Raw genomic sequence first — 23989 nt, forward strand, 5'->3', positions numbered from 1 at the left:
GGCACCGTGGCCCGTCAGCATGCCGGTCACGCGGGAAAAGCCTGGCAGGCTGGCCGCGCATTACGTGCTGATCGAACACGATAGCGGCTTCGCATTAACGAACCAGCCGTACCGGATCACGCTCGACGATGGCCGGGTAGTTCACGGCGTGACGAACACGCTCGGAGAAACCCGCCTGGTCACGAGCAACACGCCAACATTCGCGACGATCGAACTGCTCGCTGCGAGCGAGCCGGACAAGGTCATCGCGATGAGTAAAGGTGTGGTGATCAGAGAAGCAGACCAGCCATTTGCGGGCGCGATACCCAACGCCGAGAAGCGTAGTGTCCAGGTCGCAGCGAAAGCCGTGACCACTCCGAGTCAGGGCGCGACAACCGAAGACAAACCGCCCGAATTCGTTTCATGCGATCCGATGAATTTCGGGCTGCGATTCCATCACTTCGTCAACGGCGCCAGACAGGGTGATGCGCCGGCCGGCATGTCGATGCGACGGGACGTCGAGTACCCAGTAACAAAGGCCTATACAGCCGCGATAAAATCCGCCCTCAAGGCAATCGATTGGGCCGGAATGGTATGGCCGTTGACGCCGAAATTGAGAAGCATGATTCAAAGCGCTGTGATCGGGAAATTAGGGGACGCGCTCGGCTCTGGGCCCTTTGGATTGCGACAGGAGTCTTCTGAATCGTCAAAAGGTGCCGGTGTTATACCCAGAATTGAGATCGTCAGTCCCGATTGGGCAATACGGTACAACCTCCGACAAGACGTCAGCGCCGCATTTATCGCAGAGGACTGGCTAATCGCCATAAACGAAAGCGAGATAGCGCGCATCATCGAGGCCCGACACCGACAGAGTTTCCTGGATGATCGACTCAGAGCGTTTGCCGACACGCTGTATCACGAGTGCCGCCACTGTCAGCAGTATTTCTGGATGCTTTCTATCCTCAAGCACTTTCCCGACGACTACCTGGATCTAACGGCTATAAGAGACGTCTATTCCTCGTCGACACTCAAAAGTGCTCTAGCGACGGCTGGAAACACATCGCTACCAAATGATCAGCGCGTCCATATCGGACTGCATACGATGCTTGTATTTCACTACTACTGGCTCATTTCGTACGTGCAGGACAAGCCGGGGTGGGAGTATGTCAAGCGAGATATCCCGGTTGCCCTTAAGAAGGTATGCGATCTTCTGAAAGTAACTCCGGAAGTTGCAAGGAAAATGGCCCAATTCGAAACCGGCTACCGGAGCCAACTCCATGAAGAAGACGCCTACGCTTGCGCGGAAGTGGTTCAGGCTTACTGGAAAAATCCTGACGATCCTCTGGTTCGCAATCCCGGCACATGCACAGCCCAGTATGCCGACGCCGTTAGAGCCGTCGGAGCAAGGAATTGACGTGAGCAAATCGGTTACTGAGATTCAGCGCAACATGGCGCTCAGCATACTGACGACCGCAATGACCATCCTGCGGGACGATGAACCATTCGATCCCGCACACACCATATTCGGCGACAACTTTGCCTCGGTTCCTGTTTGGGGTTCGGTAGGCACGGAGTATTCCTTCGAAAACAAGGCTTTTCCTCGGACTCAAATCACCGTGACGGTAGGTGCTGACCCAGATGATCCTGCGAGCGATCGCAGGAACGTCAAGCAGGTTCCGACATCCATCACAATCCGGTTCACTCCTCTAATGGCGGGAATTACGCGCTCGGCCCTGGAACAGATGTTTCCCCTTGACGTCGGATACTGGATCGACGCAGAGGGCAACCGACGGTACGGCAACTATATGGGAGTGGTGCCGCCTCGGGTTTTGCTGCATCGCTACCGCTACCGCGCGTCGAATTTGCCGACGAGCCGCTTTCCCGTGGACGTCGAATTGTCTTTTGGGGATCCGAATCCGCAGTCTTCAGAAAAAGACATGCAAAAAGCACCTGTCTTCATGGGCGCTTTTCTGACTCGCGACTATTCCGAAAAAGCGCAGAGACACCGCTGAGAGAGCCCGTCTTGCACGGCAGGCGACCCGGTGAAGCTCCAGTCGAGAGCCCCGGAGATTCGAAACCGGCTACCGGAACCAACTCCATGAAGAAGACGCCGACGCTTACGCGGAAGTGGTCCAAGCTTACTGGAAAGATCCTGACGATCCTTTTGATCGCAATCCCCGCACATGCACAGCCCAGTATGTCGACGCCCTTAGAGCCGTCGGAGCAAGGAACCAAGATGAGCCAGACAGTTACGGATTCACAGCGTGAGACGGCACTCGGAATACTGACGACCGCAATGGCGATCCTACGGGAAAACCAGCCGTTCGATCCCGCCCACGTCATATTCGGCCGCCACTTCGCCACGAACCCGGCGGTTGGCCCGGTAGGCCGCGAGTATGCTTTCGAGAATCCGAGTTTTCCCGCCACGCAAATCACGCTATTGATGGAAGGCGATCCGAGCGATTGCAAATCCAACCACACAACGGTGAAGTTGGTTCCAACCGTATTCACCATCCGGTTTAGTCCCCTCATGGCGGGAATCAGCCGCTCTACGCTGGAGGACCTGTATCCGCTGGCCCGCGGATATTGGATAGACAGCAGCGGCAATCGCCAGCCTGGTAATGATTTGGGAACGACGCCACCACAGGTTCTTCTGCATGGCTATCGTTATCGTGCTTCGAGCCAACCCACCAGCAAATTCCCCGTGGATGTCGAACTCGCGTTCGGCGACCCCAACCCTCACGCCACGAAGGAGAATGCACGGAAGACGCCTGTTTTAATGGACGTTATCCTCAGCCGCGACTATTCGCAATCAACCTCGATACGCCGCTAACCGCGGGCCGCATGAGCAGCCAAACCGAATCTCGCAAATGGGCAACATCACCGGTCCCCCTCCCCACCCACAAACGCATCCACCGCACTACTCACAGTAGGATGAAAGCACCGGTCCTCGAGCAAATCGGTCAACTCGAAGCGCCGGAGCTTATCCCGAACCGGATCCTTCATCTCGGCGAAATGCAGCGCAATCCCCTGCTCACCGAGCGTGCGGGTCAGCTCGCGCAGCATATCGGCGGAAGTCACATCCACGCTCGTCACGGGTTCCGCCGCCACCACCACGCGCCGCACCGGCCCCGGCGCAGCGGCGACCGCTTCGCATAAGCGCTCCTGAAACTGCTCGGCATTCGCGAAGAACAGCGGCGCATCCCAGCGAAACAGCACGAGCCCCGGAATCCGTTCCGCTTGCGGATAACGCTGGATGTCGTGATAGCCGCGCAAACCCTCGACGCGACCCAGCACCGCGTAATGCGGCCGCCAGCCGTCCCACAGAAATTCGATCACCGCGATCACCACCGCGAAGCAAATCCCCGGAATCGCGCCGAAAACGGCGACCCCGGCAAAACAGGCAATCGACAGCCAGAACTCCCATTGCTGAATCCGGTAAATCCGCTTCAGATCGTTGATTTCGAAAAGGCCGATAGCCGCCGCAATCACCACCGCCGCCAGCGCGCTATTGGGCAGATACCGCAACAGATTCGGCGCGACCATCAGCAGTAGCGCAACCGCAATCGCGCCGACCACGCCGGTCAATTGGGTCTTCGCGCCGGCCGCCTCGGCGACCGGCGTGCGCGACGAACTGCTGCTGATCGGAAAGCCGTGAAACAGCCCTGCCGCGAGATTGGCCGCGCCGAGCCCGACCATCTCCTGATTCGGATCGACCCGGGTTCGAAAACGCGCGGCGAACGTGCGCGACAGCACGCTGGTATCCGCGAACGAGATCAGCGCGACCGCGCAGCCGCCGAGCACGATCTTGAGCAGATCGGCGTCGCTGGCCCAAGGTATTGCGAAGGTCGGCAGGCCCTGCGGAATCTTGCCCAGCACCTTCACGCCGACGCTGTCCAGATGAAACACGGTCACGCACAGCGTCGCCAGAATCACCGCGATCAGAATGCCCGGGATTTTCTCGAAGCGTTTCAGAATCAGAATCAACACAAGACTTCCCGCGCCTACCGCGAAGCTGTACCAGTTTGCCTTGCCTTCGCCGATCGCCTGCGCGAGGCTCACGATGTCGCGCAGCGGTCCCCGCTCGTCCACCGAGATCGCAAACAGCTTCGGCAACTGGCTGATCAGCACCGCGAGCGCGATGCCGTTCATGTAGCCGTAGCGAATCGGCTTCGACAGCAATTCGGTGATGAAGCCCAGTTTCAGCAAGCCCATCACGATGCAGAACAGACCGGAGACGATCGCCATCATGCTGGCCACCGCAATCGCGCGGGCCGGGTCGCCCGCGGCGACCTGCACGACGACGGCGAGAATCGGCGCCGCCAGCGCGGAGTCGGGACCGAGTACCAGAATCCGGCTCGGGCCGAACAACGCATAAGCGAGCAGCGGCACGATCGTCGCGTACAGACCGTACACCCCCGGCACGCCGGAGGCGGTCGCATACGCAATCCCGACCGGCACCAGCATCGTCGTCAGAACGATGCCGGCGGTCAGGTCGCTCGGCAGCCATGCGAGCTGGTATTCCCTGAAGGCGGTCACGCCCGGCAACCACCGCAGCCAGCGGCGTGCGCCGGGCGCGGTCTGGGGATCGCGAGGAAGCGGACTGTGCGCGTGCATTTGTCGATATTTATGGTCGAGCACACCGCGACACGCAATGTGTAACGGCGCTGTCATGGACAGCATAGTCCATCAGGAACGCTTACGATCGCACAACCACGCAATTGCCCCCGCGACCGCCAGCGCCATCGCGCCCTACACCGCATTGCGGTGCCGGCCGGTGAACAGCTCCCAGCTATCGGGACGGGCTTCGTCGTCGAAGCGGCCGCGCCGTGCGCCGCGCGTCAACGCACCGCTTCGTTGTGCATGACCACCGTGTCCTGCGACGTCACCGCCCCCTTCAACGCCGGGATACAGCGAATCACCAGCTTCTCGAGTTCCACCACGAGGAAAAACACGATGCCGCCCCCGATCAGCCACAACCACGCCGACGCCGGCAACCCCTGCGTATCGAAGATCAGGTTGAACGGCAACGCATAGGTGAACAGCAGTTGCAGCACCACGACCCCGGCGATCCCGTACCACAGGTAGCGATTGCCCAAATGCGCGCGCACCGACAGCGACGAGTCGATCAGATAACGGATATTCAATAGATAGAACACCTGACCAAGCGTGATCGCGTTGACGGCCGCCGTGCGCGCCATCGGATCCGACGCGCCCTGCCCCTTCATCCAGAAGAATGTCGCCAGCGTATAGACCACCAGCGCCGCGCCGACGAACAGAATCCGCCAGATGCCGAAGCGCGTGACGATCGGCCGGTCGACCGAGCGCGGCGGCCGGCGCATCACGTCGGCCTCGTGCGGCTCGAACGAAACGGTCAGGCCGAGCGCGACCGAGGTGATCATGTTGACCCACAGAATCTGCGGCGCGGTGATCGGCAGCGTGAACGCGAACAGGATCGCCACCGCGATCACCGCGCCCTGCGCGATATTGGTCGGCAGCATGAACAGCATCGCTTTTTCGATGTTGTTGTAGACCGTGCGCCCCTCCTTCACCGCCGCCGAGATCGACGCGAAGTTGTCGTCGGCGAGAATCATGCCGGCCGCTTCCTTGGTCACTTCGGTGCCCTTAATGCCCATTGCGACGCCGATGTCGGCCTTCTTCAGCGCGGGCGCATCGTTGACGCCGTCGCCGGTCATCGCGACCACCTGACGGTTCGCCTGGATCGCCTTGACGAGGCGCAGCTTGTGCTCGGGACTCGCGCGCGCGAACACGTCGACGTCGCGCACGCATTCCTGCAACTGCGCATCGTTCATCGCTTCGATCTCGGTGCCGGCCACCGCCGTCTTGCCGTCGCCGATGCCGAGCATCCGCGCGATCGCCGCCGCGGTGATCTTGTGATCGCCGGTGATCATCGTCACGCGAATGCCGCCGCCGTGGCATTCGCGCACCGCGTCGATCGCCTCCTTGCGCGGCGGGTCCATCAGCCCGACGAGGCCGAGCAGCACCAGATGGCGCGGCAGGTCCTGCGGTCCGAGGCCGCCCACCGGCAAGCCCGGGTCCGGCAGCCACGCGAGCCCCAGCACGCGCTCGCCTTGCGCGGCGAGCCGGTCCCCTTCCCGCGCGAAATAGTCGCGATCGAGCGGCACCGGACCTTGCGCGCTCTGCTGCCGGTCGCAGTGGTCGAGGATCACTTCCGGCGCACCCTTCACCAGCAGCATCTCGCCCTCGGCCGAGCGATTGAGCGTCGCCATGAACTTGTGCTCGGACTCGAACGGAATCGCATCGATGCGCGGCGCGGCGCCGGCTTCCGCCGCGCGGTCCATCCCGAGTTTGACCGCGAACGGATAGAGCGCGCCTTCAGTTGGGTCCCCCTCCACTTTCCACGCGCCGTCCTGCTCGAACAGCTCGGCGTCGTTGCACAGCAGCGATACGCGGCCCATCAGCTTCAGCACTTCGGGCGCGCTGCCGAGCGGCTTGCCGTCGGCCCTGACTTCGCCCTCGTACGCGTAGCCGTCGCCGGTCACGTCGTAGCCGCGTTCGGCGGTCACGACCGACGTCACCATCATCTCCATCAACGTCAGCGTGCCGGTCTTGTCCGAGCAGATGCGCGACACCGCGCCCAAGGTTTCGACCGCGGGCAGCCGCCGGATGATCGCGTTGCGCTGGGCCATCCGCTGCACGCCGATCGCGAGCGTGATCGTGATCAGGGCCGGCAAGCCCTCCGGAATCACCGACACCGCGATCCCGACAATCGCCTGGAACAACTGAACGAAAGTCATGTGGCCGAGCCAGTGGCCCCACGAGAACAGCAGCACGCTGACGCAGGCGATCGCGATCGTGATCACGTAGCCGAACTTCTTGATCTGACGCAGCAGCGGCGTCTCCAGCACGCTGACTTCAGCGAGCATCTGGTTGATGCGGCCCAGTTCGGTCTGACTGCCGGTCGCAACGACGATGCCGCTCGCCCGGCCCGACAGCACCATCGTCCCGCAGAACCCGATGTTCTCGCGGTCGCCGACCGTCGCCTTCGCGGCAACCGGCGCGGTGATTTTTTCGGCCGGCACCGATTCGCCGGTGAGCGCCGCTTCCTCGGTACGCAGATTCTTCGCTTCGACCAGCCGCAGGTCGGCCGGAATCCGGTCGCCCGATTCGAGCAGCACGATGTCGCCGGGCACGAGTTCCTCGGCGGGCACCAGCCGGACCGCGCCGCCGCGCAGCACGCGTGCTTCGGCCGACAGCATGTTGCGGATCGAATCGAGCGCTTTCTCGGCGCGGCCTTCCTGCAGGAAGCCGAGCAGCGAGTTGAGGATCACGACGGCCAGAATCACCGAGCCGTCGAGCCACAGGCCGAGCATCAATTTGACGAAGCCGGCCACCAGCAGCACGTAGATCAGAATGTTGTTCAGTTGTGCGAGGAATCGCGCAACCGGTCCTTTCTTCTTGCCTTGCGGCAAGCGGTTCGGCCCGTACTTGTCCAGCCGCGCGCTCGCCTCGGTCGCGGCCAGACCCTGCGCGGGATCGACGTCGAACTGCCGCTCGATCTCGCTCGCCGGTAACGCATGCCACGGCGTCGCGTCGGTTGCAGAAGCTGTCTTCTCAACTGCGCTCATCCTCGTCTCTCCGGTTGCAGTGTTGCGGTTGCGGTTGCCCTTCTTCGGCATTGAGCTCATCGCGCGCCGCGGCCAGATCGTCGAGCTGCTGTTGCGTCGCCCGCGGATATTCGAGGTCGAGCTTTTCGACCGCCTCGACGATCGCCGCCGCGACGATCAGGCGCGTGAACGGCTTATCGTCGGCGGGCACGACGAACCACGGCGCCGCCTCGCTGGCGGTCGCGCGAATCGCGTCTTCGTACGCGTGCATGTAGTCGTCCCAATAACGACGCTCGCGAATGTCGGCGGCGGAAAACTTCCACTGCTTGTCGGGCTTGTCGAGCCGCTCCATGAAGCGCCTCTTCTGCTCGCCGCGCGACAGGTTCAGATAGAACTTCAGGATGACCACGCCCTGACGGGTCAGATAGTCCTCGAAGCGCGCGATGTCGGCGAGCCGCTCCTGCCAGAGATCGCTGCCGGGATTCGAGGGCGGCAGCTTCTGCGCGTCGAGCAGATGCCAGTGCACGCGGACGACCAGCACTTCCTCGTAGTACGAACGATTGAAGATTCCGATCTTCCCGCGCCGCGGCACCCTCGCGTGATAGCGCCACAGGAAGTCGTGGGCGAGATCTTCGGCCGACGGCTGCTTGAACGACACGACCTCGCAGCCCTGCGGATTGACACGCGACATCACGTGCTTGATCGTGCCGTCCTTGCCGGCCGCGTCCATCGCCTGAAACACCAGCAGCACGGACCACGAATCCTGCGCGTAGAGAATTTCCTGCTCCATCGCGAGCCATTTCGAGCCGCGTTGCAGCAGTTGCACTGCCTCCTGCTTATGCATCTTGAGTCCCAGCGTATCGCCGGGATCGAAATCCTTCAGGAAGAAATCATTGCCTCGAGTGACGCGAAACGGCTCCGTATACGGACGCAGCGCGTCCAGGATTTCTGTGCGAACCATCGCCCTTCCTCCACGCCATCTGCACTCGATCGCGCGATTCGCGGATTGCCATCCGGGCCGTTGAAGCATTGCGGAACTGGGACCGGTCGGGCAGCATCGCAACCGCAGTCGTATTGCTCACAACTTTTGATAATAGATCACGCTTGTGTCCACGCGATGGATATTTCGCGGGGTCGGCGGTCGCGAGGCGTTGCCGTCGGAACAAAGAATAAGCGCGAAAAAAAATGGCCGCAGCATCGGCTGCGGCCATTCTCTGGAGATTGCTAGCGATCGATGGCGGCTTCACAACCGCGCGTCGCCTTCAGACGCATTACCGACTGAAAGCCATCATCACGTCACGTTCATCGACAACGCGCTTTCCCGATAGTGCTGGCTAGCCTTGTCGGTATCGCCCAGTTGCTCATGCAGACGGGCCAGCGCGCGGTGCGAGCGAATCTTCAGCGTCTCGTTGTCGGCCAGCTTCAACGCGCGTTCGAGGAACGACTGCGCCTTGCCCCACAACTGCTGATGCAGACACAGGCGGCCCAGCGCGAACATCAGGTCGGCGTCTTCCGGCCGGTCCTTCTGCCATGCCTCGGCCTTCTGGATCAGCGGCAGCGCGTCGCCGGCAGCGGTGTCCGGATAGCGCCGCAGCAGACGCGCATCCCAGTTCTGCGCAAGCGCTTCCTCGACGATCTTGCGCGCTTCCTGCGGCCGGTTCAGCGCGACCAGCAGCTCGGCGGCGACATCGGCCAGACGCGGCGAATGACGCTCGGAAGCGGACAGCGAGCTCCACAGTTCGAGCAGCGCGTCGGCGTTGTGACGCCGGTCGCGCAGCAGATTTTCCGCCGCCTGCTGACGCAGCCGCACCGCGACCGCCGGGTGAATCGCTTCGCGCTTTTCCAGCGTCTTCACGAGCTTCAGCACTTCGCTCCAGTTCTTCAACTGCTGCTGCGCGCGCAGCGTGATCTGCTGCGCGTGAATCCGGCGCGCGCCCTGCGATTGCATTTCGGTCAGCGCGTTCAGCGCGCCGTCGGCGTCGCGGCCGTCCGCGCGCATGTCGGCGGTGGCCATCAGGCGCGCGTCCTGCCAGTCGGCGTCGTCGATCTGCGCGAGCCATTCGTCGCGCCGCCCGTATTCATGCATCCGATGCGCGGCGGTGGCCGCGATCAAGCCGGCCGCGCCCTTGTTGTCGCGGTTCGCGAGCGCATTCTTCGCGGCTTTTTCAGCGCGCGAGAAACGCCCTGCATACAGGTTGCCGATCGCGTCGCGCAGCGCCGCATGCGCCTTCGCGACGCGCTGGCGCGCGCGATACGCGGCGACCCGCTGCGGCATGCGCCAGATATTGCGGATGATCCGCAGCAGCGCATACAGCACGATGAACAGCACGACGAGCCCGACGATGAACAGATTCAACGACATGTCGACGCGGTACGGCGGATAGATCAGCATGATCTGGCCGGCGTCGAAGCGGCCGCCGACCGCGAGCAGCACCGCGATGGCGAACAGCGCCGCGAGCCAAAGAAGTCCCCGGATCGCCATGATTAACCCCGGTTCCGGTATTGATTGACGGCCTGCAGGCTCGTGTCGAGGGTCGGCAATGCGACCGCGGCCGAGCCGGCGTCCACCTGCTTCACCAGATCGATGACCGTCTGCGTGTCTTTCGACGACGCGTCGAAGTAACGCGTCAGCGATGCCTGGGCGGCCTGCAGATCGGACTTCAGCGTGCTCTGGTTGCGCGAGAGCAGCGCGAGGCGCGCGGACAGCAGACGCAGCTTCAGGTTCTGCCGCACGAAGTAGCCTTGATCGGGCGTGGTCAGCATCGCGTCGGCGTTATCGATCCGGCGCACCTGCACGAGGCTCTTCAACTGCTCGCCGATGCCGTGCGTGACTTCGTCGAACCACACTTCCCAGCGCGGCTTGCCGGTCGCGGCGGCGACCTTCGCGGTGTCGGCCCACGAAGCCGCGTGCGGGGTGGCGTGCGGGATCGGCGCTTCGCCGGACAGCGGCAGGCTGTCGACGTGGTCGATCGCGTTGTCGAGCTTGATCGCGAGGCCGGTCAGGTCGGTCGACGGCGCGGCCTTCAGTTTGTCGATGTCCTGCGCGATCGCCTTGCGCACCGCGACCGCCTGCGGGCTGTCCGATGCGGCCAGACGCGTGTCGGCGCTTTGCAGCGCGAACAGCGCGAGTTGAGTGTTGCCGGTCAGCTGCAACTGCTGGCTCGCCGCCGACAGCATCTGGCCGACCTCGGCGAGGGTCCAGTCTTCGCGATTGCGCGCGAGATCCGCGTACTGCTGTTGCAGCGCCTGCTGCGCGGCCTGCGCATCGGCGAGCTTGCCTTCGAGCTGCGCGACCTGCGAGTCCGACTGATGCACGGTCGCGAGCGCCTGTTCCATCTTGATGCGCAACTCGTTGGCCTGGGTGTCGTTGGCCTGCTGAAGCTGCGTGAGCTGCTGCTCGGTACGCACCACCTTGCGGTTCAGCGCATAGCCGCCCACGCCCGCCGCGCACGCAAGCACCACGATGGCCAGCCACAGCAGCGGTCCGCTCGCGCTTGTGCGCTTTTGCGCTTCGAACGGCGTGAAGGGTTGATTCGGCGGCAACGGTGCGGTTGCGGACGGCTGGGGTGAGGCGTTCGTGGAGGCGTTCGTTTCAGTCATGCGTGATTTAGCCGGTGAATGAGCCGGGTTGGACGATACCGGTGGTACGACGGTCGGCACGGCGGCAACGAGTTCGACGACGGCGCGCACGATCCGCTCGTCGCCCGCGCCGGACACCGTAATCCTATCAAAACCCAATGCCCGCGCGGTCTGCGCGATTCGCGGGTGCGGCGTGACGAGCGGCGCGTGTTTTAGTTGCGCGATCTCGTCGGCGGTCAGGTGTTCGTGCGCGAGTTCGTGAAGGTTGCGCACGCCTTCGGAGCTGGTCAGAAGCCACGCGTGCGGCGCGCCGGCGAGCAGTTCGTGCACGCGCGCCCATGCGCCGATCGACGGCTCCGGCACGATCCGCCGGTACGCGGCGACCGTGTCGACCTGCGCGCCCGCTTCGCGCAACCGCTCGGCGAGCCATTCGCGGCCGCCGTCGCCGCGCACGATCAGCACGCGCTTGCCTTCGAAGCCGGTCTCGCCGAACGCGGCCTCCAGCGCCGTGTACAGGCTCTCGGAGTCGAAGCTGGTGGATTCGTCGTCGGCGCCGGCGGCCGGGCTGATCACGCGGTGCTCGGGCTGCGCGATCCCGTGGCGCGCGAGCGCGCGCACGCTGCCGGGACCGACCACGCCGATCGGCAGCGCATGCGGCCAGATCGCGGCGTGGCGGGCAAACGCGTGATCGACCGCGTTCGGCGACACGAACACGACCAGCGCATAGCGTTCGAGCGACGCGAGCGCGTCGCACAACGGCGCGTCGTCGGCCACCGGGGCGATGTCGATCAGCGGGAAGTCGAGGGTTGCGAGGCCGGCCGCTTCGAGCTGTTCGACCAACTCGCTCGACTGACCCGCCGGCCGTGTGATCACGACCGTGAAGGGCGCCCGGTCAGGCGTGGCGGCGCTCATCACTCGCCGGTCGCCGCGCCGGGCGCGGGCTGGGTTGCCGCGCCGGCTGCCGCGCCGGCCGAGCCAGCGGCGGGACCGCTCGCGGTGCTGAGCGCGCGCACGATCTCGAGCGCACCCTGCTGCACCAACGCGTCGGCGACCTCCTTGCCGAGCGCCAGCGCGCGCTCGACGTTCGGCGCCGGCGACGACGCCTGCGCGCTCAGCACGCGCTGCCCGTCCGGCGTCGCGACGATGCCGCGCAGATGCAGCGCGCCGTCGTGCCACGTTGCGTGCGCGCCCAGCGGCACTTCGCAACTGCCGCCGAGCGCCCGCGAGACCATCCGCTCGGCTTCGACCGCCGCCGCCGTGTGCGGGTGATGCAGCGGCGCGAGCCACGCGGCGACGTCCGCGCGATCGGCGCGAATCTCGATGCCCAGCGCGCCCTGCCCCGCGGCCGGCAAGCTGTCCTCGGGATCGAGCAGCGCGCGGATCCGCTCGGCCAGACCGAGCCGCTTCAGACCGGCGGCGGCAAGAATGATCGCCGCGTAGTCGCCGCGATCGAGCTTGCCGAGCCGGGTATCGAGATTGCCGCGCAACGGCCGCACTTCGAGATGCGGATAACGCATCCGCAGCATCGCTTCGCGGCGCAGACTAGAAGTGCCGACCACCGCGCCGGCCGGCAACGCGGCGAGCGACTCGTACTGATTGGAGACCAGCGCGTCGCGCGGGTCCTCGCGTTCCATGATGGTCGACAGCGCGAAGCCTTCCGGCAGTTCCATCGGCACGTCTTTCAACGAGTGCACCGCGAGATGCGCGCGGCCATCGGCGAGCGCGGCTTCGAGTTCTTTCACGAACAGACCCTTGCCGCCGACCTTCGATAGCGTGCGGTCCAGAATCTGATCCCCCCGTGTCGTCATTCCGAGGATTTTTACGTCACAAGATGGATATAATTTGTGCAGCGCACATCGCACATGTTCGGCCTGCCACATGGCAAGGCGGCTCTCTCGCGACGCAATGACCAGCGTGTGGGGTGGCGCGGAAAACGTCTCGGTATTCATTGGCTTGCTGCTTGAATTCGGGATGGAATAACAATCAATGTTAGCACGCGCGTTTGCTTGCGCCCTTGTATTGCCGGGCTATGCAAAGGTGCCGTGCTCAAGCGGTATCGACGGAGGAGACGGGCTTCGCGTCACGGGCGAAGGCCCCCGGTCACGGCTTGCCACGTACGGTCGTTCGCGCACCGCGCGGCGGTTTGCGCGATGATGCAGTGCGGCACACTCAACGCATTCGGTGTGGGCCGACGGCCTCACCCGCTCCCTTCTCCTCTATCGGTTTCGCGGCATCGCGCGGCCGCTTGCACGCACGCGGCGCACGCTGCTTCGATCGTTATCCTTGCGGATTGCTTTCGTCTCGCCGCGCCGGCAGTCCCTTCGCAGTCCCGTTGCATGCAGTTCACGTTGCAGTTTGCTGGTTGCAGTTCCGCAGTCGCAGTTCATCAATCAACAGGCTTCCTTGAGGAAACCCATCGTGACGTCTTCCGGATCGGCGCGCGCCGCGCGCCGCAACACTGCTTCGCCCACCGCTCGCCCGGCTGACGCCGCGGCATCCGCCGCCCACGCCGACGCTGCCGCCGGCACCGCCGCCGCTCCCGGCACACCGCCGGCCGCCGAGCGCGCGACCACCCGCACCGGCCAGCGCGCGCTCGCCGCCAAGGCCACGAAGGCCGCGCAGACCTCGGTACCGGTCAAGGCGGACAAGCCGAAGAAAACCGCCAAAGCCGGCAAGGCCGCGCCAGCGTCTAGCCCCGGGGCCGACGCCGAGGCTGGCACAGTAAAAGCGCGCAAGCCGGCGAAGGCCGCGTCCGCGACAACGCAAGCGCAGATCCACGCGCTCGCCGGCGAGGCCGCGCCGCCGCGCGTCGCGAAAAAGGCGAAGCTGAAAGCGGTGCCGCAAAACGCCGTCGAGACCGTGCCGGCTACCGCCGAAGCGGCAGCGGCAACGCCCCCCGCCCGCACCCGCGAGAACAAGGACCACCCGCTGTTCCAGGACATCCGCTATCTGGGCCGCCTGCTCGGCGACGTGCTGCGCGAGCAGGAAGGCGACGCGGTGTTCGACGTGGTCGAGACGATCCGTCAGAGCGCGGTGCGCTTCCGTCGCGAGGACGACAGCGCCGCCGCGCAGACGCTCGACAAGAAGCTGCGCTCGCTGACGCCCGAGCAGACGGTCAGCGTGGTGCGCGCGTTCAGCTACTTCTCGCACCTCGCGAATATCGCAGAGGACCGTCACCGCAATCGCCGTCACCGGATTCACGCGCTGGCCGGCTCGGCGTCGCAGCCCGGCACGATCGCCCACGCGCTCGAACGGCTCGCGGCCGCAGGCGCGGCTGCGACCCCGGTGTTGCAGCAGTTCTTCAACGACGCGCTGATCATGCCGGTGCTGACCGCGCACCCGACCGAAGTGCAGCGCAAGAGCATTCTCGACGCGCAGCACGACATCGCGCGGCTGCTCGCCGAGCGCGACCAGCCGCTCACCCAGCGCGAGCGCTCGCACAACGAAGCGATGCTGCGCGCGCGCGTCACCTCGCTGTGGCAGACGCGGATGCTGCGCGACGCGCGCCTGACCGTCGCCGATGAAATCGAAAACGCGCTGTCGTACTACCGCAGCACCTTCCTCGAAGAACTGCCGGCACTCTACGCGGACATCGAAGAGGCGCTCAAAGAGCACGGTCTCGAAGCGCGTCTGCCGCCGTTCTTCCAGATGGGCAGCTGGATCGGCGGCGACCGCGACGGCAATCCGAACGTGACCGCCGAAACGCTCGAAAACGCGATCACCCGCCAGGCCGCGGTGATCTTCGAGCACTATCTGGAACAGGTGCACAAGCTCGGCGCCGAACTGTCGGTGTCGAACCTGCTGGCCGGCGCGAGCGACGCACTGAAAGAGCTCGCGGCGATCTCGCCCGACCAGTCGCCGCTCCGCACCGACGAGCCGTACCGCCGCGCGCTGATCGGCATGTACACGCGGCTCGCCGCGAGCGCGCGGGTGCGCCTGGGCGAAGGCGCCGTGCCGCTGCGCAGCGCGGGCCGCGGCGCCGGCCCGATCCGGGCCATTCCGTACGACGACTCGGCCGACTTCGTGCGCGACCTGCACGTGCTGATGGACTCGCTCGCCGAGCATCACGGCGCGCCGCTCGCCGCCCCGCGCCTCGCGCCGCTCGCGCGCGCGGCCGAAGTGTTCGGCTTCCATCTGGCCAGCATCGATCTGCGTCAGAGCTCCGACATTCACGAAGCGGTGATCGCCGAGCTGATGAAGCGCGCCGGCGTCGAGGCCGATTACGCGGCGCTCTCCGAAGCCGACAAGCTGACCGTGCTGCTGCGTGAGCTCGCGCAGCCGCGGTCGCTGCGGATCCCGTACGCGGACTACTCGGACCTCGTGAAAAGCGAGCTCGGCGTGCTCGAAGAGGCGCGCGTGACGCGCGAAAAATTCGGCGCGCGCGCGGTGCGCAACTACATCATTTCGCACACGGAGACCGTCAGCGATCTGGTCGAAGTGATGCTGCTGCAAAAGGAAACCGGCCTGCTGCGCGGGCGCCTGGGCGACCCCGACGATCCGGCGCACGCGGGCCTGATGGTGATTCCGCTGTTCGAGACGATCCCCGATCTGCGCAACGCACCGCACATCATGCGCGATCTGATCGCGCTGCCCGGCGCCGGCGCGTTGATCGAACACCAGGGCAACGAGCAGGAAGTGATGCTCGGCTACTCCGACAGCAACAAGGATGGCGGCTTCCTGACTTCGAATTGGGAGCTGTATCGCGCGGAACTCGCGCTGGTGTCGCTGTTCAACGAACGCGGCATCACGCTGCGCCTGTTCCATGGGCGCGGGGGCACCGTCGGGCGCGGCGGCGGCCCGACCTATCAGGCGATCCTGTCGCAGCCGCCGGGCACCGTCGACGGTCAGATCCGCTTGACCGAACAGGGCGAAGTGATCGCCAGCAAGTTCGCCAATCCGCAGATCGGCCGGCGCAATCTGGAGACGGTCGTCGCCGCGACGCTCGAAGCGTCGCTGCTGCCGAACAGCCACCTGCCAGCCGAGCTGCCGCAGTTCGAGGAAACGATGCAGCAGCTCTCCGATGCGGCGATGGCGTCGTATCGCGCGCTGGTCTACGAGACGCCCGGCTTCAAGGAGTACTTTTTCGAGTCGACGCCGATCGCCGAGATCGCCGAGCTGAACATCGGCAGCCGCCCCGCGTCGCGCAAGCTGCAGGATCCGAAGCAGCGCAAGATCGAAGATCTGCGCGCGATTCCGTGGGGCTTCTCGTGGGGTCAATGCCGGCTGCTCCTGACCGGCTGGTACGGCTTCGGCAGCGCGGTCGCCGAGCATCTGGACAGCGCGCCGTCGGAGGCCGAGCGCAGCCGCCGGCTCGCGGCGCTCAAGAAGATGCACAAGAGCTGGCCGTTCTTTGCGAACCTGCTGTCGAACATGGACATGGTGCTGGCGAAGACCGACCTCGCGGTCGCCTCGCGCTACGCGGCGCTCGTCACCGACAAGAAGCTGCGCAAGCACGTGTTCGAGCGGATCGTCGCGGAATGGGAGCGCACCTCGAAGGTGTTGTCGGAGATCACCGGCAAGAACGAGCGGCTCGCGGAAAATCCGCTGCTCGCGCGTTCGATCAAGAACCGCTTCCCGTATCTCGACCCGCTCAATCACCTGCAGGTCGAACTGCTCAAGCGCTATCGCGCGGGCGATACGAATGAGCGCGTGCGGCGCGGGATTCATTTGAGCATCAACGGGATCGCGGCGGGGTTGCGCAATACCGGTTGACGTTGAGTGAAAGACCGCAGCGGCAGCACGACAGCCGGGCGTGGCCTACCAGGGCCGCGCCCGGTTTTTTTGTATTGCGCGCCGGCTTCGGCGCACGGCCCCACGGGCGAGCCGCAACGCATCGCGCGACGCCTGCCGCTACAATAGAGCCCGCTCATGTACCAGTATTAATCAAGCAATTATTCTGGTATCTCCATTACCCCTCGCCGCGCCCGCCAGCATGACCACCCCGCCTTCCGCCGACCACCCGCCGCCGCTCGACGCCACCCCGGCCCGCGCGCTCGGCGACTTCATCCGCGCCCATCGCGAGCGGCTGTCGCCGCAGGCGGTCGGTCTGCCGCCGGGGCCGCGCCGCCGCACGCCCGGGCTGCGGCGCGAGGAAGTCGCGCAGCTGTGCGGCGTGAGCCCGACCTGGTACACGTGGATCGAACAGGGCCGGCCGGTGTCGGCCTCGGCCGATGCGCTCGCGCGAATCGCCGTCGCGTTGCAGCTCTCGCGCGCCGAGCGCGCGTATCTGTTCGAACTGGCCGCGCAGCGCGATCCGGCCGAGCCCGACCCGGGCGCCGCCGATGCCCCCGCCACCCTGCTCGAAACCGTGCAACTGGTCAGCACGCCGGCCTACGTGCTCGACCGGCAGTGGAACGCGCTCGCGTGGAACGAGCGCGCGGCCGATCTGTTCGTCGGCTGGCTCGACGGCGCGCACGATCGCAACCTGCTGCGCTATACGTTCACCGAGCCGGCCGCGCGAAGCTTGATCGTCGATTGGGAAACCCGCGCGCGGCGGCTGGCCGCCGAGTTTCGCGCCGACTCGATTCGCCATCTGAACGACGCGCCGACGCGCGCGCTGATCGACTCGCTGAGCACCGCGAGCGACGAGTTCGCGCGTTTCTGGGCGTCGCAGGACGTCGGCGAGCGCGAGGGCGGCCGGCGCGAGTTCGATCATCCGCGCGACGGGCGCGTCGTCTACGACCAGATCACCTTCAAGCCCGCGCATCGCGAGGACCTGAAACTGGTCGTGCTGGTGCGCGAATAAGCGCGCCCGCCGGAGCGCCCCGCTGGCGTCTGGAACGCCCCCGCCCGGTGTTAAAATCCCTCTCTTTCTTCGCCGCGGCGACGCCTTTGCGCACTGCATGTGCGTTCGCGTCGCCGGCCTCCTCACCGCTCGTTTTTACCGCCCAACACCATGACGTCCCAACTGCACAAAAAAGGCGAAGCCTGGTCGGCTCGCTTCTCGGAGCCGATGTCGGAGCTCGTCAAACGCTACACGTCGTCGGTTTTCTTCGACAAGCGTCTGGCGTTCGTCGACATCGAAGGGTCGCTCGCGCACGCCTCGATGCTGGCCGCGCAGAAGATCATCTCCGCCGACGACCTCGCCGCGATCCAGCGCGGGATGGCGCAGATCAAGGGTGAAATCGAGCGCGGCGAATTCGAGTGGCAGCTCGATCTCGAAGACGTTCACCTGAACATCGAAGCGCGCCTGACCGCGCTGATCGGCGACGCCGGCAAGCGCCTGCATACCGGCCGCTCGCGCAACGACCAGGTCGCGACCGACATCCGTCTGTGGCTGCGCGGCGAGATCGATCGCATCGGCGGCCTGCTGAAGGATCTGCGCGTCGCGCTGCTCGAAATCGCCGAACAGAACGCGTCGACCATCATGCCGGGCTTCACGCACCTGCAGGTCGCGCAGCCGGTTACCTTCGGCCATCACCTGCTCGCGTACGTCGAGATGTTCTCGCGCGACGCCGAACGCATGCTCGACTGCCGCAAGCGCGTGAACCGTCTGCCGCTCGGCGCGGCGGCGCTCGCCGGCACCAGCTATCCGATCGACCGTCACGCGGTCGCCAAAACGCTCGGCTTCGACGGCATCTGCGCGAACTCGCTGGACGCGGTTTCGGATCGCGACTTCGCGATCGAATTCACGGCCGCGTCGGCACTCGTGATGACGCACGTGTCGCGCTTCTCCGAAGAACTGGTGCTGTGGATGAGCCCGCGCGTCGGCTTCATCGATCTGGCCGACCGCTTCTGCACCGGTTCGTCGATCATGCCGCAGAAGAAGAACCCGGACGTGCCCGAACTCGCGCGCGGCAAGACCGGCCGCGTGAACGGCCATCTGATGGCGCTGCTCACGCTGATGAAGGGCCAGCCGCTCGCGTACAACAAGGACAACCAGGAAGACAAGGAGCCGCTGTTCGACACCGTCGATACGGTCGCCGACACGCTGCGCATCTTCGCGGAAATGGTCGCCGGCATCACGGTCAAGCCGCAGGCGATGCGCGAGGCCGCGTTGCAAGGCTTCTCGACCGCGACCGATCTGGCCGACTACCTGGTCAAGCGCGGCCTGCCGTTCCGCGACGCGCACGAAGCGGTCGCGCTCGCGGTGCGCGTGTGCGCGGATCGCGGCTGCGATCTCGCCGACCTGACGCTCGACGAAATGCGCGCGGAACTGCCGAACGTCGCGCAGCTGATCGGTGAAGACGTGTTCTCGTATCTGACGCTCGAAGGCTCGGTCGCGAGCCGCAATCATCCGGGCGGCACCGCGCCGCAGCAGGTGCTGGCCGCGGTGAAGGCGGCGCGCGCGGCGTTGCAGTGATGTTTATGACGGCGGGCTGCGAGTGCAAGCTTGCGGCTCGTGAGTAGTGCGCGTCACGGCGCACAGGAAAAGCGAACCGGTTGGCGGTTCGCTTTTTTTTCGCCGGTACAGGCGGGCGAACGCCAATTGAATCCTGGCGGTTTTTGACTACCATCAAATTACCCTCCTTCCGCGCTGTTCTCCGACGATGCTCCACCGCACTCCTTCTCTGCTCCACCGCGCAAGCTCATGCATCGCCACCGCAGCACCCGCGAATTCAGTGCGCTTAGCGAGCATGGCGCGCGTGCTTATCATCGCGCTCGCCGTCGCGACGGTGGCCGGCTGCACGATCACGCTGCCCCACCCGCAAACGGTCAGCACGCCGGTCGCCGCGATCAACAGCGCGACGCTCGACGAATACCGCGACGCGGTCGCGCGCCGCATCGTCGAACGCAATCCGTCGTATGTGCTGCAAGGCAAGCCGCAGGCGATGCTGCGCTCGCTGGTGGTGGTGTCGTTCACGGTGGACCGCAATGGTCACATCGTGCAGTCGGCCGTGTATCGCACCAACGGCGACGACGAAGCCGAGGCCACCGCGCTCGCGACGCTGCGCCGCTCGTCGCCGCTGCCGACGCCGCCCGGCAAACTGCTGAACGGCCGCGGTCAACTCGAACTGTTCGAGGACTGGCTGTTCAACGACAACGGCAAATTCCAGTTGCGCGAACTCGCGTCGCCGCAGGCGGAAAACTTCGAGTGAGCGCGAGCGGCGCGTGAAGCGATGCGGCGCGCCAAGGAGTGCGCTAAAGCGTGCACTGATGAGCGCGCTAACAAGCGCACTCATTAAAGCCCCACCCACGCCGCCATTGCTGCACAACAAGCGCGCTCGCTATAATTTTCCGATTCCCTGCGCCGGAGCCCTCCGGCATCGCTCACGCCGCCCGCGTACCCGCCGGCGCGGCGCCCGGGCCGAGTGCAGTGCCGCGGCGCCATCCGCGAGCGGCGCCGCCTCGACACTGAAAGAGGACGCCGCCCTCATGCGCGCCGCCTGGCTCGCTCGCGCATCGCCGCGACGACACCAGCGCGGCTCAGCCCCCGCGGCCTCACGACAATTGGAGACCCTGCATGTCCACATCGCCGATTTCCGCGGCACAGCCCGCTAGCGGGCGCAACAGCAACGCGCGGATCATCTTCGCGAGCTTCATCGGCACCGCGATCGAGTTCTACGATTTCTACGTCTACGCGACCGCCGCCGCGCTCGTGATCGGACCGGTATTTTTTCCCCACGGCTCGGCCACCGCGCAAGCATTGTCGGCGTTCGTCACGTTCGGCATCGCGTTCGTCGCGCGGCCGATCGGCTCGTTCCTGTTCGGCCATTTTGGCGACCGCATCGGCCGTAAATCGACGCTGGTCGCATCGCTGCTGGTGATGGGCGTGTCCACCACGCTGATCGGCTTCGTGCCCGGCTACGACTCGATCGGCAGCCTCGCGCCGATCCTGCTGTGCGTGCTGCGCTTCGGCCAGGGCATCGGTCTCGGCGGCGAATGGGGCGGCGCGGCCTTGCTCGCGACCGAAAACGCGCCGGCCGGCAAACGCGGCTGGTTCGGCATGTTCCCGCAGCTCGGCCCGTCGATCGGCTTTCTCGCGTCCAATGGCCTGTTCTTCGCGCTCTCGCTGTCGCTGTCGGACGAGCAGTTCCGCAGCTGGGGCTGGCGCGTGCCGTTCCTCGTCAGCGCGGTGCTGGTCGCGCTGGGCCTCTACGTGCGTCTGAAAATCGCCGAAACGCCGGCGTTCCAGGCCGCGATCGAACGCAAGGAACGCGTGCGGGTGCCGATCGCGACGCTGTTCTCGCAACACTGGGTGCCGACCGTGCTCGGCGCGCTGTCGATGGTGGTCTGCTACACGCTGTTCTACAACGCGACCACCTTCTCGCTGTCGTACGGCGTCAGCATGCTGCACATCCCGCGTCAGACCTTCCTCGGCCTGCTGTGCATCGCGGTCGTGTTCATGGCGATCGCGACGCCGCTGTCGGCTCGTGCGAGCGACCGCTTCGGCCGCAAGCCGGTGCTGATCGTCGGCATCATCGCGGCGATCCTGTCGGGCTTCACGATGGCGCCGCTGCTCGGCAGCGGCGAGCCGCTGCTGGTGCTGCTGTTCCTCGTGATCCAGCTGTTCCTGATGGGCGTGACCTTCGCGCCGATGGGCGCGCTGCTGCCGGAGCTGTTCCCGACCAACGTGCGCTATACCGGCGCCGGTGTCGCGTACAACCTCGGCGGCATTCTCGGCGCGTCGGTGGCGCCGTATATCGCGTCGGTGCTGGCCGCGCACGGCGGGCTGCCGTGGGTCGGCGCGTATGTGTCGACGGCGGCCGCGGTCAGTCTGATCGGCGTACTGTGCATGCGCGAAACGCGCGATGAAAGCCTGATGAAATGATCGGCTGCGGCGGGATTCGACCCGGCCCGGCCTGGGTGAATCCCCCGCCTTGCGCGTGCGTTTTGCCTGCCTATACTCCCTGACATAACCCCATAAAAACCAGGGAGATTCGCATGAACGTCCATCTGCATAACGCGGACATCGTCGTGATCATCGCGCTGGCCCTGCTCGGCGCTCTACTGCTCGCAGTGCTGTTCCGTCCCGCCACGTGGAGAGGCATCGTCGTCGATGCGCTGGTCGCGAACGTCGCGGCGATTGCCGCGGTCGTCGCGTTCGAAATGCTAGTGGCCTAGCGACTGCGGCCTGAACCGGATGGCTCAGGCCGCCGCTTGCGTCATGCTCAACGGTAGTAGCCGTGGTGATAGTACGGGCCGCCGCCGTAGTAATAGCCCGGCGCCGGCGCGACCACACAGCCGCCGAGTGCCGAGGCGAGGACCGTACCGGCGATCAGAGTCAGGATCAAGCGTTTCATGTTGTTCTCCATCGAGTCAGATTGATTCGAGCCGAAATCCCCGAATGACCCGATTGGAACCGATGCGCGGCGGCGCGAGCGTTGCCATTTGTAAAGGAAGATCACCGCTGTGTTACAGGAGCGGCGCGCGCGGCGCGGCGTTTCCGGTGGACGCGGGAGGCGCCGGCGCAGCGCGCCGGCAGCGCGCACAAACACCGCCTATACTGCGTTGAACATGCTGTCGCGATGCATGCCCGGCTGGCCGCGCATCGGCGCTCTTTTGAAGTGGCGGCGCACGCGCGCAGTGCTTGCCGAAGCTGTGGCGACCCGCGTGCACAGGCGCGCCGCGCTGCCGGTAACGGCCGCTTAAGAGGTCAACGAAAAGCGACAGATTTAACAGCCGTGTAATCGAGCTAGCGGCGATTGAGCCGCGATCCATCCGCGATTCAATCGCGCTTTATTCGCGGTCCGTGCGCGATTTCTCTTCGCCCGACGTTCCCCGACGCGGGCGTTTTTCGAGGCGCGGCCACGCATGCGCCGCCCGCAAGGGCGGCACTGCGCGGCACGCCTCTTTTCTTTGTGGCAAACGATTGCGCGAACGTGCAAATGCAGCCGTGTCAGGCCGCGGCGGCGGCCGAGCGCTGCTGTAGTGGCAGCGCCGGGGCATTCGCGTACACATGGTCGATCGCTTCGAGCGCCGCGCTGAGCGGCGGCACCGACTGGCCATCGCCGATCGAGATCGACCGATACGGCGCATGGACGCCGCAATGCGCCGGCGACGTCGCGACGAAGATCATCACGGTGGGCTTGTGCAACGCGTGGGCGAGGTGCACGAAACCCGTATCGGTACCGACGACCAGCTCGCACGCGTCGATCATCTGCGCGACTTCGGTCACGCTCATGCGCGGCAGCACGGTCGCGCCCGGCACCTCGGCGGCGATCTGTCCGGCGGCCTCGCGCTCGCCGTCCGAGCCCCACGGCAGCACCACGCGAAAACCGCGTTCGGCCAATTCGCGGCCGAGCGCGCTCCAATGGCCGAGCGGCCACTTCTTGTCGTCCTTCGACGTCGCGTGAAAAAACGCCGCGACAGGCGCGGCTTCGTCCGGCAAGGGCCGAACGACGGGTTCCGGCACGCGCAGGTTGTAGACCGGCGCACCGTCGACCTGATAGCCGAGCGCCTCGCTCGCGCTGATGCGCATGCCGTGCCATGCATCGCACTGCGGACGCGGGCCGAAGCGGCCGGTGTAGGCAAACGCGGCGCCACGCTCGCCGAGATCCTGCGACTGATAGCCGATGCGCCGGCGCGAGCGCGCGAGGAACGCGATGATCGCGCTCTTGTAGACGCCGTGAATGTCGATGATGTAGTCGTAACGATACGCGCGCAGTTCGGCGATGGACGCCCAGATGGCTTTCAGGTCGCTCCAGCGGCGCGTTTTCTTGAAGCGGCGCAGCGGCGCGCACAGGACGCGATCGACGCCCTGGCTCCAGTGCACGAGTTCCGCGAACGCTTCGTCAGCCGCCCAATCGACCTGCACGCCGGGAAACGCCCGCTTGATGTCGGCAACGACCGGCAATGCCTGCACGATGTCGCCGAGTGAAGTGACCTTGACGATCAGAATGCGCTTCATCGAGATTGTTCGTTGTTCGAAGTTCAGATCATTCTAGCCGACGAGTCGGCGC

The 23989-nt window shown here is 65.4% G+C and carries 16 protein-coding genes and 1 pseudogene; 9 read left to right on the forward strand and 8 right to left on the reverse strand.

The features are described 5' to 3' along the window. From LJ656_RS03585 to LJ656_RS03595, 3 genes and pseudogenes are all read left to right on the forward strand, one after another. Positions 1 to 1393 (forward strand): annotated as a pseudogene (locus tag LJ656_RS03585) (type VI secretion system Vgr family protein); the annotation flags it as partial. A gap of 1 nt (position 1394) precedes the next feature. Further along, entirely contained in the window at positions 1395 to 1991 is a 597-nt protein-coding gene (locus LJ656_RS03590; RefSeq protein WP_230507915.1) for a hypothetical protein, read from the forward strand. An 86-nt stretch (positions 1992 to 2077) separates the two neighbouring features. Beyond that, a complete protein-coding gene (locus LJ656_RS03595) occupies positions 2078 to 2812 on the forward strand; it encodes a hypothetical protein (protein WP_230507916.1) in 735 nt (244 codons plus the stop codon). A gap of 47 nt (positions 2813 to 2859) precedes the next feature. On the opposite strand, the gene LJ656_RS03600 is transcribed toward LJ656_RS03595, so the two are convergent. The 6 genes from LJ656_RS03600 to hemC all read right to left on the reverse strand — a co-directional run bounded on the left by LJ656_RS03600 (position 2860) and on the right by hemC (position 13096). Further along, the gene (locus tag LJ656_RS03600) at positions 2860 to 4596 is read right to left on the reverse strand and encodes a SulP family inorganic anion transporter (RefSeq protein ID WP_230507917.1); all 1737 of its coding nucleotides are present in this window, start codon (positions 4594 to 4596) and stop codon (positions 2860 to 2862) included. A 224-nt stretch (positions 4597 to 4820) separates the two neighbouring features. Next, a complete protein-coding gene (locus LJ656_RS03605; protein WP_230507918.1) occupies positions 4821 to 7589 on the reverse strand; it encodes an HAD-IC family P-type ATPase in 2769 nt (922 codons plus the stop codon). Continuing rightward, positions 7576 to 8529 (reverse strand): polyphosphate kinase 2 family protein, encoded by a 954-nt coding sequence (locus LJ656_RS03610; protein ID WP_230507919.1) that lies wholly within the window; start codon positions 8527 to 8529, stop codon positions 7576 to 7578. Before LJ656_RS03610 ends, LJ656_RS03605 begins: the two co-directional genes overlap by 14 nt. Positions 8530 to 8859: 330 nt before the next feature. Beyond that, a complete protein-coding gene (locus tag LJ656_RS03615; protein WP_230507920.1) occupies positions 8860 to 10050 on the reverse strand; it encodes a heme biosynthesis protein HemY in 1191 nt (396 codons plus the stop codon). A gap of 2 nt (positions 10051 to 10052) precedes the next feature. Next, positions 10053 to 12059, reverse strand: a complete 2007-nt coding sequence (gene hemDX, locus LJ656_RS03620) for a fused uroporphyrinogen-III synthase HemD/membrane protein HemX (protein ID WP_230507921.1) — start codon at positions 12057 to 12059, stop codon at positions 10053 to 10055. Then, positions 12059 to 13096: a hydroxymethylbilane synthase gene (gene hemC / locus LJ656_RS03625; protein ID WP_230507922.1), complete on the reverse strand. Its 1038-nt coding sequence runs from the start codon at positions 13094 to 13096 to the stop codon at positions 12059 to 12061. The genes hemDX and hemC overlap by 1 nt, the downstream gene beginning before the upstream one ends. Positions 13097 to 13565: 469 nt before the next feature. On the opposite strand from hemC, the gene ppc reads away from it, so the two are divergent. The 6 genes from ppc to LJ656_RS03655 all read left to right on the forward strand — a co-directional run bounded on the left by ppc (position 13566) and on the right by LJ656_RS03655 (position 22151). After that, a complete protein-coding gene (gene ppc, locus LJ656_RS03630) occupies positions 13566 to 16859 on the forward strand; it encodes a phosphoenolpyruvate carboxylase (RefSeq protein WP_230507923.1) in 3294 nt (1097 codons plus the stop codon). A 220-nt stretch (positions 16860 to 17079) separates the two neighbouring features. Beyond that, positions 17080 to 17892 (forward strand): helix-turn-helix transcriptional regulator, encoded by an 813-nt coding sequence (locus LJ656_RS03635; RefSeq protein ID WP_230507924.1) that lies wholly within the window; start codon positions 17080 to 17082, stop codon positions 17890 to 17892. A 150-nt stretch (positions 17893 to 18042) separates the two neighbouring features. Then, positions 18043 to 19449: an argininosuccinate lyase gene (gene argH / locus LJ656_RS03640; protein ID WP_230507925.1), complete on the forward strand. Its 1407-nt coding sequence runs from the start codon at positions 18043 to 18045 to the stop codon at positions 19447 to 19449. Positions 19450 to 19723: 274 nt separating this feature from the next. Continuing rightward, a complete protein-coding gene (locus LJ656_RS03645; RefSeq protein ID WP_230507926.1) occupies positions 19724 to 20185 on the forward strand; it encodes a TonB family protein in 462 nt (153 codons plus the stop codon). A gap of 365 nt (positions 20186 to 20550) precedes the next feature. Then, positions 20551 to 21858: an MFS transporter gene (locus LJ656_RS03650; protein WP_230507927.1), complete on the forward strand. Its 1308-nt coding sequence runs from the start codon at positions 20551 to 20553 to the stop codon at positions 21856 to 21858. Positions 21859 to 21971: 113 nt separating this feature from the next. Further along, positions 21972 to 22151, forward strand: coding sequence for a hypothetical protein (locus LJ656_RS03655; RefSeq protein ID WP_230507928.1), 180 nt, complete (start codon positions 21972 to 21974; stop codon positions 22149 to 22151). Positions 22152 to 22198: 47 nt separating this feature from the next. Here LJ656_RS03655 and LJ656_RS34860 read toward each other — a convergent pair whose 3' ends face one another. Both LJ656_RS34860 and waaC read right to left on the reverse strand, forming a co-directional pair. Beyond that, positions 22199 to 22330 (reverse strand): hypothetical protein, encoded by a 132-nt coding sequence (locus LJ656_RS34860; RefSeq protein ID WP_256701762.1) that lies wholly within the window; start codon positions 22328 to 22330, stop codon positions 22199 to 22201. Between the two features lie 596 nt (positions 22331 to 22926). Beyond that, a complete protein-coding gene (gene waaC, locus LJ656_RS03660; protein WP_230507929.1) occupies positions 22927 to 23937 on the reverse strand; it encodes a lipopolysaccharide heptosyltransferase I in 1011 nt (336 codons plus the stop codon). Positions 23938 to 23989: the final 52 nt, after the last annotated feature.

The sequence above is a fragment of the Paraburkholderia sejongensis genome (genome assembly GCF_020880815.1).
GTDB classification, from domain to species: Bacteria; Pseudomonadota; Gammaproteobacteria; order Burkholderiales; family Burkholderiaceae; genus Paraburkholderia; species Paraburkholderia sejongensis.